Genomic DNA, 14,707 nt, shown 5'->3' on the forward strand with positions numbered 1-14,707 from the left:
TGATGCAAGAAAAAACGAGACTCAGAATCATTGCGCCCGTGAATACCGATGCCTTCAATGCAAGGATATTGGATGCAGTACAACCTGTAATACCGCCTGATTTTGAGGTGGATATCAGAAATATCTCCGAGGGCAACAATTGCATCCAGAATCGGTACAATCTCACGCAAAACGCCATGGGAGTCGTAAAACTCGCAAGAGAAACGGAGCTTGCGGGCTATGGCGGAATCTTTGTTACGGATTTTGACATGTGTGGCGTGGAAGCGGCGAGGGAAGTGGTGGACATCCCTGTGATTGGCGGATTTCGGGCCAGCGCCTTCACCGCCATGATGCTTTCTCAGAAATTTTCCATTATCACCATTTTGGAAAGCACCCTTGCCATGCAGCTTGAGCATATAAGCTGTTTTGGTCTCAGCGCGAACTTTGCCTCCATACGCGCCATTGATTGTCCTGTGAGTGAATTGGAAGATGTGGACAAGGTTGCGGAGCTGGTGTTGGGTGAATGTGTGAAGGCCGTGGAAGGCGACGGCGCGCAATCTTTTATCCTTGGATGCACGGGTTTTATCGGTATCGCGGCGAGGGTGAGGGAAAAGCTCCGGCAAAAGTACGGTGGATTTATTCCTGTGATGGATCCGAATATGACGGCCATGGGTTATCTTGTGCTGCTTGCGCGTAATGGTTTGAGCCAGAGCAGGCGTTGCTACAGCAAAGTGGAGATCTGATTGGCTGTAGGAGGTTAGCGGGTTTTAAAGATGACGAATGCACATGGTGGAAAAATCCGTATCTTTGGAGATACGGATTTTTTATTGGCGATTTTTCAGGATGGACGCATGCGTCCATTGTGTTTTCCTTTTTGGACGTATACATCCACGGTCCATCCCCTCATCGTCTGAAAATAGATTGGGAATCAAGCCGTTATGACCTGGCACATCTTTTGAAAAGAGAAGAGTACTGGCATTTTTGCTGTTTCACCTACGCAAGTCATGGGTAATCTTTTCTTTTTATTGTGAAAGGGGGGAGAACGCGCATACGTGGTTTCAGGTGGTATGGATGATGAGTGATTTTTTTGATATTAATATTTTAAATTCAAGGAGTTAAGTATGCCTACTTACAATCTGAACACAACATTCACCGCAGAAGATCTCCAGCGTTTCCTTGCTTCCGGCACCAATGTGGTCATCGCGAAACCCTCCGAAGGCAGCCAGCCCAATGTGGCCTGGCTGGTATTCCGGCCCCTTATCAACAATAACGTGAAGTGGAATGAGGAGTACGGAATCTATGCCTCCAATACGGATATCCAAAACGGGGCACAGATCACGCAGATGTCCACAACAGGAATTCCCGCGGTGATCGGAAAAACCTATGGGTTCACCCCTTCGGGATCCTTTGGGCCTCCCACCAATCCCGGAACTATGGATGCCTATACAACGGTCAACAATTACAACAACCTGCCCAAGGGCTATCTCACCATGGGGCTGACCCAGGATGCCAACGTGAACGGAAATGATCTCACCGGGAACGTGACTTCTGCGGCTGTGGTGCTTTATAACAGCACCGCAGTGATGACACCCTACACCACGGTGTACATCTGGACCCAGTCCCAGGTTGTCAGCAATACCGTTGTCACCAATATCACATCCCCCATGACCAAGGTGAAATTCGGCGGCGGCGTATCCACCATCAATCTTGCCTATGATCCCAGTTCCGGGACCTTCATTCCCGCACCCAACGCAAAGATGCTTGAAGGTGTTGAAATCAAGCATCTGCTTCCCAGTCTGTAGGCATAAAGGTTATGCAGGATGGCTTTCAGATTGAAAAGCCTTCCTGCATGAAAAAACGATGAGGACAAATGGTGTGCGCCTGGTCGGTATGCCGGGATGGAGCAGGTTGAAGGTGAAAAAAAATGGAAATGTGATTGTTACGGAAAGGAAAAAAATGATGACGCCACGGAGACCCGATCCTTCGGAGTGGACTGCATTGAGTCAGGCCTTCCCCAATCTTGTGCAAAATGATGTATGGATCACGGACATGCCAACGAATGCTTACAACTGTATCGCCTGGGCGCTTGGCTACACGGATCGCTGGATCAATCCGCCTGCGGATCTGGGTGATTTTGAAAAGCTCTTTTTGGCTTCGCCCCTCTATACCAATGTGCTTCCGGCTGAAGATTCCCGAGCTTCCGCCGATGGCTACAGGCTCAGCGCCATGACCCACGCAAGCCGTTTTCACGGTGGAAGCTGGACCTCAAAACTTGGAGCCTCCTTCCGGATCACCCATAACCGAAAAGGGGTGACAGGGGCGCTTTACGGGCAGATTGTTGTATCCTTTTCATGATGGAGCAGGAGGACACATGGCAGATATAAAATCGTCAGAAATGCTGTCTTCAGAAGAGAAGATGCAGTTGCATGAGATCGCAGGAGAGGTGGACAGGAATCTTGGTGAAGCGTTTGAAAAGGCGTTCATGTCCTGGAAAGCCAAATGGTTTACAGGGGAGGCTGCTTTTAGCAGCCACACCGAAGACAATAAAAAACTGCCTGAGTACCAGGCCCTGCGGGAAATGGGAGCAGCTATCATCCCCCTTGTGGTAGGAAAAATGATCGAAAAGGATCAGTTTGTTGCCCTGGTACTGTATGAGGAGCTGATTGAAAAGGCTGCTTTGAGGATCCGTTATGCGGGATCAAAGGATCCTTTTTTTATGGAAGGAGAAGCTGCCCGCGCCATCCGTACAGCCAGACTCTGGCTGGAGGCGCAGACATTATAAGTGCTAAGAAATCCATATAGCCTGAAAGATACAGACAAAGGGTTCAGAGCCGGAAGGGAAACGTCCTTTCGGCTTTTTATGGTTTCAGGTGCAGAGGCGGGATAATGTGAGGAGATCAGACGATGGGACGATTTTCCTGTCTACCAGCGGACGTAATGGTCTTCTGTCCATCCGGGGGTGGCGGAAAGTTCAAGGGCAGGGAGGGACGGAAGGTGGATACGGCCGGTAAATCGTCCTGTGTTCTGCACAAAATCCGTGGCCATGAGTCCTGCATTGAACCGTTGGGAGAGGGTTCCCAGGGGGTGAAAGTGAAGATTGATGCTTTTGTCTTCATTATGAATATGCCACAAATCCTGAGAGCGGTTTTCAGGAACATGAAAAAAGACAGGGCCGAGATCCACGGGATGGTCATCAAGCCATATCCGGTTTTCCGTAAATCCTGTTTCATTCACTCCCCAGGCAAGGTTCATACCGAAATTTCGGCCATCAGGAAGCAGGCTTGCGGCTGCGGCCCAGTTCCAGAAGGTTTCCCTGCGCAGGAGACCACAGGTACGGTCGGTGAGGACCCGGCAGGAGAAAGGAAGTAATTCCCGGTGAAAGTGTCCTTTGCGGAAATGTCCATGGGCTGTGATGGGCGCTGCCTTTCGTGTGAAAGTCCATCCGCGGTATCCTGTCTGGGTACAAAGGCGCAAGGGAGGCGGTTCTTTTTCGAGCTGGACTTCAAGATGGGCATTCCCGCAGCAGGCCCTGAGTGTCCCGTTCAGAAAGGAAAGATGGAAATCTCCGTGATTGAAGGAAAAATCTGGAAATTCTGATTCCGGATCCATGGGAGATGGGGGGAAAAGACTCCGGGCAAGGGTTCGGACCCAGAAGGGACCTGCATCGGGTTTTGCATAGAAAAAAGCCTGCTGGACGTATTTGAGATCTGCCAGGGCGATTCCTGCGCTAAAATCCTGGTCCGAAACGCCGAAAAATACAAATTGCCTGTACCGCAAAGGGAGGAGGCTCCGGGGCAGGGTGCAACCCATGGGGGTTTTTAAAATGAAATCCTTGAGATTGATGCGGCAGGGGCCGGTATAACGGCCATAGCGAACCCTGCCGGTTTCTGGACAGATCAGGGAAAGGACCATGGAAATACTCCGGGAGTTTTATGCGGCGGAAATCAGCGTATCCATTTCTTCTGTGGTAAGGACCTTGTCAATGTCAAGGAGGATTTTCACCCGTCCCTCCATTTTTGCCATACCGAGAATGTAGTCCGTATGTACGCGGGTTCCGAAGGCGGGAGAGGCTTCAATCTCTTCGGCCTTGATGTTGAGGACTTCTGACACGGAGTCCACGACGCAGCCCATGAGCAAGGAGCCGGAAGCGCCCTTGATTTCCACAACGATGATGCAGGTCCGTTCCGTATAATCCACAGGAGGCATGGAAAATTTCAGCCGCAGATCCACCACAGGAATCACCTTGCCCCTGAGGTTGATCACACCCTTGACAAAACGAGGCGTCTGGGGAACGGGAGTGATGGGCATCATGCCAATGATCTCTTTGACCTTGAGGATGCCGATGCCGTACTCTTCTTCACCTAAAGAAAAGGTGAGATATTTCCCAGCGTTTGCAATTTCACCCATGTGCCGTCTCCTTTCACGCTATGCCAGATTACGCCCACCGGCCCTTCACCCGTCCATGGCGAGCTTGCTTCTGTCTCAGGCCGGTGGGAAGGGGGCCACAAATACGGGGTTGATCTGCTTTTGCCCTGCATGGAGGCATAAGCCGTTGCTATCTGAAAAAATAAAACTGCACATTTTTTTAATTGGCCTGTTTTTTAAGCTTCATATAATATCATAAAAGCCTTAAAAAAAAACTTTTTTTTGCTGGAGTAAGTCGTTAGGATGAAAACATGGTTCCAAGGCTTTTGGGAAAAAGCTTCGGATCCAAAAAAACCGAGATTGATCGTTTTTGGAGTCTTTTTTACGTACCCATATCCCATCTGCGAGGGAGGCCTTCAATGCTTGAAAGCCGTTTGCGCCCCCTGATCCAACCCCTTTTTAATCTCATGGTACGGCCCTTTGTGGCATGCGGCATGACAGCCATGCATCTTACTTTTCTGGCTTTTTTTCTGGGCCTGATATCTGCTTTTTTGCTTCTGCAGGAGTATCCTCCCGCTTGGGCTGTGTTTTTTTTGTGGCTGTCGGGTCTGTTTGATGTTCTCGACGGAACCCTGGCCCGACGACGGGGAACCTGCTCCGCCACGGGGGCTTTTCTGGATGTCCTCGGAGACCGCTGTGTGGAGGTTGCGGTGATTATGGCCCTGGCCCTTGCCAGGCCCGAATTGCGTCTTGTGCTGATTTTTTTGCTTGCCGCTTTGCTGGTTTCAGTGACAGTGCTGCTGCTGCATGGGGCTCTGCTGCCGGGTGATGCGCGCAAGGTTTTCCGTCATCAGCCCGGATTTGCCGAGCGGAGCGAGAGTTTTCTTTTTTTTACCCTGATCATCCTTTTTCCCAAGGCAGCCATCTTTGTCACCCTGCTTTTCATCCTGGCTGTTCTTATCACGACAGGGCAGCGCATCCTGGAAAGCCTGATGCTTTTTCGCATGGAAGGGCAAAGGGCTGAATCCGATGGTTTTGAAGAATTTCCTTGACTGGGCCTCAGGTATCCTTAATTTTATGTACGCATTTTTTGCGAAGGAGGAATGATGCCCATTTATGAGTTTGTCTGCCTGAAGTGTGGTCACAGCTTTGAATTGCTGATGCGCCTGAAAGATCCGAATCCACGCTGCCCGTCCTGCGGTTCGGAAAAAACCCGGAAACTGATTTCCTGCGGAGCCATCCGACCGGATGGAATTGCCAAGGGGAAGGGAGGGTTCAGTGCGCCGTCCTGCGGTGGGGGTGGGGGGGGATGAAAAATCTGATGCCCGCCTGGATGGCGGCAGGCATATTTTTCATTGACGGTTACCGGGAAATACAGTAAAAGAACGCTGCTTATGCGGGAATAACTCAGTGGTAGAGTGTCAGCTTCCCAAGCTGAAGGTCGCGGGTTCAAGTCCCGTTTCCCGCTCCAGAAAAAATGAGAACCGACCCTAAAAAAGAGGGTCGGTTTTTTGTTTTGGATTTTTCTTGGGCCTGTATTTGATCGGGTAACTCAAATTCAAAGCCCCTGTCGGAAATCCGGCAGGGGCTTTGAGGTTTAGAAACAAGGTGTTAAGGCTTAGCCAATTAGTTCTTGGTCTGGTTTCTGCGGTAAACCACCATGAGGCTCACGAGGCCGATCATAAGGCCGAGGAAAAGGACAAAGGCGTCCTGCTGGGAAGCTGCGCTGTCGATGAAGCAGGGACCACCAGCGATCTCACTTTCCACCTTGGCGGGTTTGGGGTAGTTTCTTGCATCCGAGGTCCTGGCTTCCTGAATATCAGCTGCCAGCATGGAGTGGGCTTTGGAAGTGGGGTGGAGCAGATCCCAGAAAATGTAGGAGTCCGGATTTCTGCCATCAACAAGTTGACCGGCCATGACAATTTTATTGAGTTCGGCCAGAACCACTTTTTCCACTTCAACTTCAAAGATGGCTTTGAACTGGGGATTATTCATGTTGACAAGGGGATTTGGGTCAACGGCAATACCCTGAGCGATGGCGATGGGTACGGTATTGGCGTACCCTGTGTTGAAGACGGTTGATCCGGGCGTGCCTGCAGCTGTCTTGAGAGCCGCTAACTCCGCTGCAAAGTAGAAGTCCGGAGGCAGTTTAAAGGATCTGTCTTCTGCAGCCTTGTTTTTTTCAGCATTGATGATGCTGTCGAGGAATCCATAGACATTGTAGTACTGGAGAGAATATTTGGAACCCATGGCCTGGAAAGTCTGCTTGAGGGCGCTAAAATACAGGTCATTAAACCCAGCGGTCACGGCCGTGGCCAGAGCGATGGTATCTTCGCCCTTCATGACCACGCCTGGGGTACTTCCTACATTGGGCACGTTCAGAACGAGGAAATCCGTGGCACCTTTTTCCGTGAGTGTCCGGATGCTGGGGAGAATGTTGGTCTTGATGTTATCCAGGAGGTCTCCCCGGACAATGGTTTCTCCGGCATATGTCTGGATTTTTTCTTTGATGAGTTTTCCGATTTCTTCCTGAATCAGTGCCTGATCCAGCTGTATGCCCTCTGCCTGGGATCTTGCCAGAGCCTTTTGGTAGCCTGCAAGGAAAAGTTCCGACTGAGGATTTGCGGCTTCTGTCATCAAGGTTTTCTGGTAGGCAGCGATTTTTTCCAGACCAGCGCGAATATCGTTTCCACCAATCCAGAGGGCAACAAGGGTTCTGTCGCCATCAATGGAGTCTTTGTAGTTTTGGATGGCGGTTTTGAAGGCCTGGGTTGTCGCTCCACTTGCCGCTTTGTTTATGACATCATTCTGGAGAACCCCCATTTTTTCTGCCAGATACTGGACCCATACCTTGTCGTTTGCAAATTTGTGAACATTCGTACCATCATCTGACAGGCTGTCTCCGAAAACAAGGATCTGTGTGTACGTCTTTGCCCAGGCACCGGAGGCCATGGCGCAGAGGAAGAGGGCCGCAAGGCCGATGACAAGAAAATGCTTTCTGGAAAATTTCAACACGGTTTCCTCCTTTGGTCGATGTTTTCCTAAGGTGTACAAGACTGTTTTTTGTGAAATGCTGTTCAGGTTGCGAATCACTATACATGGGAGCGTACATGAGGGCAAGCCCTTTTCACAGGGGTTGCAAGAATTTTGGAGCTCCGGAAGCCAGAGGAAGGGCAGGAGAAAAAAAGGACTCGCAGGATATAGTGGCGATGTGGCGAAGAGCTGAAAAAGCAGGACTCTCAGAGGGGAGAGCCCTGCTTTTACAGGGGGCGCGGTCTTTTTCAGAGGACTGATGCTTAAAGGATGCGCTGCAGGGCATGACGGGTGACTGGCCATGCTGCGGCCTTATTGTCGGACAATCCTGCAAAACAGCACTGAGGAGTCCGCCTTACAGTTCGTGAAGAAAAATATCGGTTTCTTCGGGTTCTTCAATGCCAAGGTATTCCCGGGTTTGTTTCTGGCTGCTGTGATTGAAGATTTTCATGAGTCGGGAAATTTCCACGCCAAAGCTGTGGTTCTGGTGAAACCCCCAGGTTTTGCGCAGGGTGTGGGATCCAAAATTGCCAGGAAGATTCACGGTCTTGCACCATTTGGTGACCAATCTGTGCAAAGAAGGCACCACAAGGTTGCCGCGCTGGGACTTGAAAAGAAAATCTTCATCTGCGTAGGTGTCCGTTTCCAGGAGAGCCTGTATGGCAAGGACAGAGATGCGGTTAATGGGAATTTCTTTGGTTTTTCCGGTTTTTTCGTCCGTGATGGTGACAGGTGCGCCGGGTTTGAGGTTTCTGACCTGATGGACCTTGAGATGGAGAAGTTCGTTGGGCATGAGGGGGGTATTGATGCCCAGAGTGAAGAGCGCGGAATTACGGGGATTGTCTTTGATCAGTACCTTAATGGCTTTGATGTCCCGAAGCCGCCGGATGGGCTCAACCCGTGTCTGCTGCACGGCATCCGGCTCTTGCAGGGTATCGGAGGGTTCGTTTTCACTCATGTCCTGGGTTTGCATGGGAACCTCCTTGGTGGGTGGTTATGTTTTTACAGATAATTACCAAAACTTTGCAAGTTTTCAAGTTTTTTTTAGGGTTCCTGGAAAAAAAGATGGGGATGGAAGGTCCAGTTTTGTCTGAAAGCCTCCGCCATCCGCCCATAATGACCGCTGACAACAAAGGCGTCGAAAATTTTTGTGAGTTCCTCTACCAGTATGGGGTCGCTTTTTTTTCCTGTGACAAGGTAGTAATCACTGTCAAGCTCAGGGAAGAAATGGACAGCACGCAGAAGACTGGGGTCGTATCCCAGTTCCCGGGCGAGCTGAAAACCGACAATGAGGTTGCCGGCCCACAGATCAATGCGTCCGGCCATGAGTTTGCGCATGTTCTGGCGATAGGTGGAGACCCTCTGAAGCTGAAGTCCCATGGCTTCCTGTCTGGCTGTCAGATACTGATCCACCACATCCTCAATGACAGTGCCAATCTGAAAGGCCGCCATGTCTCTTGCTTCTGTAAGCCGGATATCTTTTCTGGAAGCGAGGCTGAGCAGGCCTTCGGCAGTGGGCCCCACAGGGCCGATCCAGTGAAAGAGGTCTTCCCGTTCCGGCGTGCGCGCCACGCAGAATTCAAAGATGTTTTTCCCATCCCGGGTGGTGGCATAGGCCCTGGCAAAGGGAAAAAGCTGGATGGTGAGGGTATAGGGGTGGTCTTTCAGGGCGGCATGGACCATATCCATGCAGATGCCGGAAATTCTGCCGTTTTCTGCAAAGCTGTAGGGAGGAAAATCATCGGTCAGCATGTCCAGCTGCGCAGTGCGGGCCACAGGCGGCAGCATCAAAAGCAGGAACACCAGAAGTCTTGTCATGGTCCTTTTCCTTTCGATAAAGCCAGATCTGGACACTCCCGGCTGGCGCAGGGGGGAGCCCGACTGGGATCAGCGGAAATGCTTTAAAAATACATGCACACTGCCGGATGGACCTCCATCGGTTTCATGTTCCCATTTCCAGGCAAGGAGTGTTCCCGCTCCTTCCATTTCCCGCAGTTTCTGGTCCACGATATCCGGCAGTACGGCGGGACCTTGGGAATGCAGGCCCCGGCCTACGATGATACGGACGGTGAAAAAACCTTGCCGCTGCGCCTCCTCAAGAAAAATTTCTGTTTTCAGACGGGCCTGAATCCCGGAAAAGCCGTGCAGGTCCAGGGTTTTCTGGGGTTTGGGGTAGCGACGGAGACGTTCTTCAAGGCTTATGGGGGCGTTTTTGGGAGTTCCGGCCTTTTTTTCCCGTAAGAGTACGTCTTGATTTTTGAGCCCCAGATTCTGCAGTAAAACACTGGGAAACTCGCCAGCCTTTTCTTTTTGCCCCGGATAGGGGGGGGAGGTGTGATGACCGGATGGGCGAGTGTGTGAAAGAGAGTCTTCTTCTCGGGTGTTGAAGATCCGGGTGAAATCCGTCTGGTCTTTCAGAATGGGAATGCCGTTTTTGTCCCTGGAAAGGGGCTTGGTTCTGGCGGCGGGAACGCGGACCTTTTTTTTCACGTGGGAAGGCAGTTTCCGGCCTGTGTTGTCATGGGGGGGGGAAGACGACTGCATGGCAAGGAAAAGATCCGCATCCTTGGGGAGAATGGGCAGACCCTTTCGGGAAATTTTTGCCTTTTTGTCCTGGCTTCCCGGCGCCTTGGAAAAAGAGACAGGCTTTTTTTTCAGGCAGACCAGATCCTGCGAGGTTGTCTGGGGATGCTGGGGAGCGCTGGTTTCCATGTCCAGAAACAGATCCTCTGCAGGGCCTTTGAGCAGAGGAATGCCATGTTTGTTCTGCTTTGTTTTTCCCACGGGTTTTTCCGTGGGTGGGGAAGAAGGAAGGGCGGCTTGGGGCGCAGGCCCGGAGATGGGCGCTTCAGAGCCCAAGGGCTTTACCTCAGAATCTTCCTTCCGGGGCAGGTGCTTAAAGAATTTTTGCAGGCCTTCAAAAAAGCTCATGGGGCAAAGGTTCCATTCTGTTCTTCTGGGGAGGGCAAAAGAATTTCCCTGGGACGGGCGCCATCTCCAGGGCCGATAATTCCCTCCTTTTCCATGGTTTCGATGATGCGGGCTGCGCGATTATAGCCAATGCGCAGGTGACGCTGTACAGCGGAGATGGAGGCCTGGCGTGTGCGCAGCACCAGATCCACGGCTTCATCGTAGCGATCATCATACTCTGTCTCTCCGCCTTCGGAGGTTTCCCTGTGTTCTGCGGTGGTGATGTCCGGCAGATAGTCGGGTTCTCCCTGGGACTTGAGAAAGCCTGTGATGCGGGAAAGCTCGGTTTCCGAGACAAAAGCGCCGTGGATGCGCTGGATGCGGGAAGTACCGGGCGGCACAAAGAGCATGTCTCCGTTTCCAAGGAGGCTTTCTGCCCCCATGCTGTCGATGATGGTGCGGGAATCAATCTTGGAGGAGACCTGAAAGGAGATGCGCGTGGGGAAGTTGGCCTTGATCACACCGGTAAGCACATCCACCGACGGTCTCTGGGTGGCGAGAATGAGGTGAATACCCGCAGCCCTTGCCATCTGGGCCAGTCTTGCCAGGGCCACTTCCACATCTCTGGAGGCCACCATCATGAGATCAGCCAGCTCATCAATGATGATCACGATAAAAGGCAGAGGAGCTTCCAGACCTGTTTCCCGCATTTTTTGATTAAAACCTGTGATATTGCGGGTTTTATGCTCAGCCAGCAGGGTATAGCGCCGTTCCATTTCACGGACCGCCCAATAAAGGGCATTGGTGGCGAGCTTCATATCCGTCACCACAGGGGAGATGAGGTGAGGAATATCATTGTAGAAGGAAAGCTCAATGCGTTTGGGATCAATCATGAGCAGCTTCACCTCGTCAGGTCTTGCCTTGTACAGGAGGCTTGTGATCATGCTGTTGAGCCCCACACTTTTTCCCGTGCCCGTGGCACCTGCAATGAGCAGGTGGGGCATGTGATCCATGGGGGCCACCACGGGTCGTCCTTCGATGTCCTTTCCCAGGCAGAGGGTGAGGCGTGAGGGATGGTCGCTGAAGGCGGGGGACTCAATGACTTCCCGCAGGCGCACCATTTCACGGTCCTGGTTGGGAATTTCTATTCCAATGACATCCTTTCCCGGTATGGGCGCCACAATACGGATGCTTAAGGCGGAGAGGGCAAGGGCCAGGTCATCGGAAAGATTCACGATCTTGCTGATCTTGATGCCGGGTGCGGGCCTGTATTCAAAGGTGGTGATGACAGGCCCTGGCACAATGCGCACCACGTCTCCCCGGATGCCGAAATCACCCAGTTTGTTTTCAAGAATTTCAGACTTCATCCGCAAAACACCTTCATCCTGATTACGGGGAGAAGGATCCCGTGGGGTGAGAAAATCCGCAGAGGGCATGGACCAGGCGAGCGGAGTCGGAGGTTTGGGTTTTTTATCAGAAAAAGATCCAGCAGCGGCAGGCGGAGGCTGGAGGGGGGGTACAGCGGTATCCTTTTTTCTTAAGGAGTCCGTGGTCAGGGTTGTGGAAGAGATCGCCGGAGTCTGGACGAGCAGAGGAGAGGGGCTCTCCGAGGATATGGCGCAGGAGGCATCCGGATCAGGGCGTTTGTTTCCTTGCATGGCGTTTTCCCCTGGGTGGAAGAGGGGAGGATCCATGGTCTTTGTCTCTGTCCGGAGGGGGCTGGCGGAAGAAGACACAATCTCCGGTGTTTTCTTGCAGAGGGCTGTGTTGAGACAGCAGAGCAGGGTGTCAAAGCGGTTGGTGACAGTATCCTGGAGAAGGGATTTTTCCCGTCGCAGCTCCAGAAGTTTTTTGGAAAGATTTAAGGCCGCTGTGAGCAGAAGCTTTTCGTTACCCACCATGTTGGGGCTTGGCGGCGCATTGCCCTGCACGGCTTTCAGCTCTTCGCTGAGCAGGGAGAGAACGGATTCCGGCTCCGTCACAGAGGAGGAGGCTATGATTTTATGGGGCGTTCCAAAAAGATTGATGGTGAGCATTTTATGGTTGTCGGCGCGGGACATGACGGCTCCGTTTCTGGGTAAGGGGGAGTGTCTTATGGCACTCCGGGACGTCTCAGGGCCTGGTGATCAGGGCCTTATGGCAAGGGTATGACCACAGTTTTCCGGAGAGCGATTTTGCCTTTGCAGAATATTTTCTGCCCTCGCTGTGACGACCCTGACCTCATTCTGGTATCCCCTGCTGAAAATTTCACTGGTCCAGTACCAGCGGTCCGGATAGGGGAGGGGATAGGCTGGCGGATTTTTAAACAAAACAGCCAACTCGTTTTCTGTTGGCAGACGCCAGTCTCTGTAGCCCCCCAGCTCCAGTTGTTGCACAAAGTTTCTGGCACCTTCAAAATCCAGACAAGAACCCGTATACGCCTCGGCATCCACCAGCATCCATATTTTCTGGGTACGCGTATCCTGCATAACCCCGTTTCCCAGGTTGCGGAAGCGTTCGTGAACCTGGGTAAGTCGCTGATTCATTTCACGCTGGGCATTTTCGAGGCGCAGCCTGGCAGCGGCCCTGCGGGCCCTTTCTTCCTCCTGCTGGCGCTGGAGCGCAAGGGCGGTCTGTCGGGCTCTTTCTTCCCTGGCTTGTTTTTCCTGGGCTTCCATGCGTTCGGCCATGCGTGTGCGTTCTTTCTGTGCTTCCATGCGGTGGCGTTCCGGTGGATTTTCCATGAGGTAGCGATCAAGGAGGGCGATGCGGGCAGGATCGGTGAGGCCCGGACGCCTGAGATCCGTCAGTACCTGTTCCCAGATGCGGTCCTCGTCCACCCTTTGTCGCAGCTCCGTGATGCGTTCCTGGAGGAAGGGTTGGACCAGGGGATCCTTTTCCTCACGCCTTGCCCTTTCATAAAACCGGAGCTGATCGGCATGATCTGGCATCTGTGAGGCGGCAGCCCTGAAAGCGGCGATGCGATCTTCCCGATGCAGATGGTCGAGGTATTCGCCGACTCGGGTGCGACCGGGATGTCCGGGAAAATTTTGTATAAAATCGCTGGCAAGGGCTATGATCTGGCTGCGGGCCTGGGAGGTTTGCGCAGGAAGTGTGAAGATATGTTCCATATGAATGTTGCCACGCATGAGAAGGCTTTCCTGAAGCGCCTGAATACCGGGACTTTCCGGAAAGCGGGAGGTAAAATTCCGGACCTCTTCCAGCCATTGGGCTTCCGCTGGGGTTTCCCTGCCCCTTGAGGCCAGATAGTGGGCCATGGCGAGGATGCGGTTTTCCTGCAAGGTACGCACGGCATTGGCCTTGTCACCCTGGGGGTGGGAAACAAGGAAGCGCTCGTAAAGGCGCAGCGCCTTGTCAAAGGATTCGGGAGTCTGGGAAAGACTGGATTCCTCGGTAAGGAGATCCTGATAATCGCGCTCAAGGATCAGATCCCGGAGTTGGTCCCGGGTTTTTTGCAAATCCGGCGCATGACGGCTCTGGGGAAAGGAGGCGAGAAAACGGCTGAGTACGGCTTCCCGCTGTTCCGGCAGTTCCAGACGGCCGAGGGCTTCCTGGAGTCGGGCATAGGCATCCTGGTGCTGGTAGATTCTGTATGCGTAAAGACCTCCGAGGGTCATGAGAGTGGCCAGTGTGAGGATGGAGACGAGAAAGAGGGCGGCTTTTTTTCGGGAAAAAGAAGGCTTTACCGTAGCAGGTGCGGAGGCAGGCGAGGCTGGTTTCCGGGTGCGGCCGGTTTTTTTTGGGGATTTTTTCTTTGGGAGGGGATCCGTCTTTTCCGTAGCGTCCAGGGAAAGCTGCTGGGTGAAGTCCGGCTGAGTGGCCTGGCGGAACTCCTCATCGGAAAATTCATAAGCCGCAAGTCCTGAAAGGTCCGGATCCTCCGTTTCCCACCCTGGGGTATCCGCATGATGCTGGGGAGAGTTGGGGGCCCCTGGGCCTTGAAATGATTCCGGGACGCAAGGGGGGGGTTCCGGAGACACTTGTGGAAAAAAATCCGCATCCTCTTCGTCAGAAATCCGGGAGGCGCGTTCATCAAACCGCCTTGTGCCTTCCATGAGAAGGTGCATCATGGGAACCCGGATTTGCCTTTGCGTATGTGCGCAGTCCTTTTCCATATGAATGACAGGATCCGGGAGGCAGAGAATCTCATAGGCAGCTTCCAGAGCCGCAAGATCGGCGTACTGGGCGTCAATGACTTCACCATCACGGATAAAGAGCCTGCCTGTGGATCTTTTGCCTTGAACCGTGAGGGTGCAGGTGCTTTTTTCCATTTGAATCATCTGGAGAAAAGCGGGGAGACTGATGCCCTGGATTTTTCCGCCTGGAGATGAGGCCATGAAACTCCCTTGGATACGAAGGCAATGGGGCGCATGACATTGCCGACGGTGGTATGGGTTGCGCAGGGTCTGCGGGCTGCCCG

14 protein-coding genes and 1 tRNA gene are annotated in these 14,707 nt (G+C 52.6%); 7 read left to right on the forward strand and 8 right to left on the reverse strand.

Translation table 11 applies throughout. The features are described 5' to 3' along the window. The first annotated feature begins 2 nt into the window (after window positions 1-2). The 4 genes from RBR60_RS01830 (at window position 3) to RBR60_RS01845 (ending at window position 2,761) form a co-directional block, all read left to right on the forward strand. Window positions 3-722 (forward strand): aspartate/glutamate racemase family protein, encoded by a 720-nt coding sequence (locus RBR60_RS01830; protein WP_320353986.1) that lies wholly within the window; start codon window positions 3-5, stop codon window positions 720-722. 378 nt (window positions 723-1,100) lie between these two features. Continuing rightward, window positions 1,101-1,781: a hypothetical protein gene (locus tag RBR60_RS01835; protein WP_320353987.1), complete on the forward strand. Its 681-nt coding sequence runs from the start codon at window positions 1,101-1,103 to the stop codon at window positions 1,779-1,781. A gap of 154 nt (window positions 1,782-1,935) precedes the next feature. Further along, the gene (locus RBR60_RS01840; RefSeq protein WP_320353989.1) at window positions 1,936-2,334 is read left to right on the forward strand and encodes a hypothetical protein; all 399 of its coding nucleotides are present in this window, start codon (window positions 1,936-1,938) and stop codon (window positions 2,332-2,334) included. A 16-nt stretch (window positions 2,335-2,350) separates the two neighbouring features. Continuing rightward, window positions 2,351-2,761 carry a hypothetical protein gene (locus RBR60_RS01845; protein ID WP_320353991.1) on the forward strand — a complete coding sequence of 137 codons (411 nt, stop codon included), beginning with the start codon at window positions 2,351-2,353 and terminating at the stop codon, window positions 2,759-2,761. 140 nt (window positions 2,762-2,901) lie between these two features. Here the strand turns inward: RBR60_RS01845 and RBR60_RS01850 are convergent, their stop codons facing one another. Both RBR60_RS01850 and RBR60_RS01855 read right to left on the reverse strand, forming a co-directional pair. Beyond that, window positions 2,902-3,891, reverse strand: a complete 990-nt coding sequence (locus RBR60_RS01850) for a DUF2804 domain-containing protein (protein ID WP_320353992.1) — start codon at window positions 3,889-3,891, stop codon at window positions 2,902-2,904. Between the two features lie 18 nt (window positions 3,892-3,909). Continuing rightward, window positions 3,910-4,386, reverse strand: coding sequence for a chemotaxis protein CheW (locus tag RBR60_RS01855; protein WP_320353993.1), 477 nt, complete (start codon window positions 4,384-4,386; stop codon window positions 3,910-3,912). A 377-nt stretch (window positions 4,387-4,763) separates the two neighbouring features. Between RBR60_RS01855 and RBR60_RS01860 the strand changes: the two genes are divergently transcribed. The 3 genes from RBR60_RS01860 to RBR60_RS01870 all read left to right on the forward strand — a co-directional run bounded on the left by RBR60_RS01860 (window position 4,764) and on the right by RBR60_RS01870 (window position 5,815). Then, window positions 4,764-5,396, forward strand: a complete 633-nt coding sequence (locus tag RBR60_RS01860; RefSeq protein WP_320353995.1) for a CDP-alcohol phosphatidyltransferase family protein — start codon at window positions 4,764-4,766, stop codon at window positions 5,394-5,396. Between the two features lie 54 nt (window positions 5,397-5,450). Next, window positions 5,451-5,657 carry a zinc ribbon domain-containing protein gene (locus RBR60_RS01865; protein WP_320353997.1) on the forward strand — a complete coding sequence of 69 codons (207 nt, stop codon included), beginning with the start codon at window positions 5,451-5,453 and terminating at the stop codon, window positions 5,655-5,657. A gap of 83 nt (window positions 5,658-5,740) precedes the next feature. Beyond that, window positions 5,741-5,815 (forward strand) — tRNA-Gly (locus RBR60_RS01870). 155 nt (window positions 5,816-5,970) lie between these two features. On the opposite strand, the gene RBR60_RS01875 is transcribed toward RBR60_RS01870, so the two are convergent. The 6 genes from RBR60_RS01875 to RBR60_RS01900 form a co-directional block, all read right to left on the reverse strand. Beyond that, window positions 5,971-7,356, reverse strand: a complete 1,386-nt coding sequence (locus RBR60_RS01875; RefSeq protein ID WP_320354000.1) for an SGNH/GDSL hydrolase family protein — start codon at window positions 7,354-7,356, stop codon at window positions 5,971-5,973. A gap of 376 nt (window positions 7,357-7,732) precedes the next feature. After that, complete coding sequence (locus tag RBR60_RS01880; RefSeq protein WP_320354002.1) at window positions 7,733-8,350, reverse strand: tyrosine-type recombinase/integrase; 618 nt, start codon at window positions 8,348-8,350, stop codon at window positions 7,733-7,735. A gap of 71 nt (window positions 8,351-8,421) precedes the next feature. Beyond that, window positions 8,422-9,195, reverse strand: a complete 774-nt coding sequence (locus tag RBR60_RS01885; RefSeq protein ID WP_320354003.1) for a substrate-binding periplasmic protein — start codon at window positions 9,193-9,195, stop codon at window positions 8,422-8,424. A 69-nt stretch (window positions 9,196-9,264) separates the two neighbouring features. Continuing rightward, window positions 9,265-10,308, reverse strand: a complete 1,044-nt coding sequence (locus RBR60_RS01890; RefSeq protein WP_320354004.1) for a Smr/MutS family protein — start codon at window positions 10,306-10,308, stop codon at window positions 9,265-9,267. Then, window positions 10,305-12,347: a DNA translocase FtsK gene (locus RBR60_RS01895; RefSeq protein ID WP_320354006.1), complete on the reverse strand. Its 2,043-nt coding sequence runs from the start codon at window positions 12,345-12,347 to the stop codon at window positions 10,305-10,307. The genes RBR60_RS01890 and RBR60_RS01895 overlap by 4 nt, the downstream gene beginning before the upstream one ends. 66 nt (window positions 12,348-12,413) lie before the next feature. Continuing rightward, window positions 12,414-14,624 (reverse strand): DUF4388 domain-containing protein, encoded by a 2,211-nt coding sequence (locus RBR60_RS01900; RefSeq protein WP_320354008.1) that lies wholly within the window; start codon window positions 14,622-14,624, stop codon window positions 12,414-12,416. Window positions 14,625-14,707 lie beyond the last annotated feature (83 nt).

Origin of the sequence: Desulfobotulus sp. (assembly GCF_034006065.1) — a bacterium.
In the GTDB taxonomy this organism is placed as follows: domain Bacteria; phylum Desulfobacterota; class Desulfobacteria; order Desulfobacterales; family ASO4-4; genus Desulfobotulus.

Excerpts from the sequence above, each read along its gene's own strand:
- RBR60_RS01880 (WP_320354002.1), bottom strand. The coding sequence starts at position 8,350 with ATGCAAACCCAGGACATGAGTGAAAACGAACCCTCCGATACCCTGCAA.
- RBR60_RS01835 (WP_320353987.1), top strand. The coding sequence starts at position 1,101 with ATGCCTACTTACAATCTGAACACAACATTCACCGCAGAAGATCTCCAG.
- RBR60_RS01840 (WP_320353989.1), top strand. The coding sequence starts at position 1,936 with ATGATGACGCCACGGAGACCCGATCCTTCGGAGTGGACTGCATTGAGT.
- RBR60_RS01895 (WP_320354006.1), bottom strand. The coding sequence starts at position 12,347 with ATGTCCCGCGCCGACAACCATAAAATGCTCACCATCAATCTTTTTGGA.
- RBR60_RS01845 (WP_320353991.1), top strand. The coding sequence starts at position 2,351 with ATGGCAGATATAAAATCGTCAGAAATGCTGTCTTCAGAAGAGAAGATG.
- RBR60_RS01860 (WP_320353995.1), top strand. The coding sequence starts at position 4,764 with ATGCTTGAAAGCCGTTTGCGCCCCCTGATCCAACCCCTTTTTAATCTC.
- RBR60_RS01885 (WP_320354003.1), bottom strand. The coding sequence starts at position 9,195 with ATGACAAGACTTCTGGTGTTCCTGCTTTTGATGCTGCCGCCTGTGGCC.
- RBR60_RS01900 (WP_320354008.1), bottom strand. The coding sequence starts at position 14,624 with ATGGCCTCATCTCCAGGCGGAAAAATCCAGGGCATCAGTCTCCCCGCT.
- RBR60_RS01830 (WP_320353986.1), top strand. The coding sequence starts at position 3 with ATGCAAGAAAAAACGAGACTCAGAATCATTGCGCCCGTGAATACCGAT.
- RBR60_RS01865 (WP_320353997.1), top strand. The coding sequence starts at position 5,451 with ATGCCCATTTATGAGTTTGTCTGCCTGAAGTGTGGTCACAGCTTTGAA.
- RBR60_RS01850 (WP_320353992.1), bottom strand. The coding sequence starts at position 3,891 with ATGGTCCTTTCCCTGATCTGTCCAGAAACCGGCAGGGTTCGCTATGGC.
- RBR60_RS01890 (WP_320354004.1), bottom strand. The coding sequence starts at position 10,308 with ATGAGCTTTTTTGAAGGCCTGCAAAAATTCTTTAAGCACCTGCCCCGG.
- RBR60_RS01855 (WP_320353993.1), bottom strand. The coding sequence starts at position 4,386 with ATGGGTGAAATTGCAAACGCTGGGAAATATCTCACCTTTTCTTTAGGT.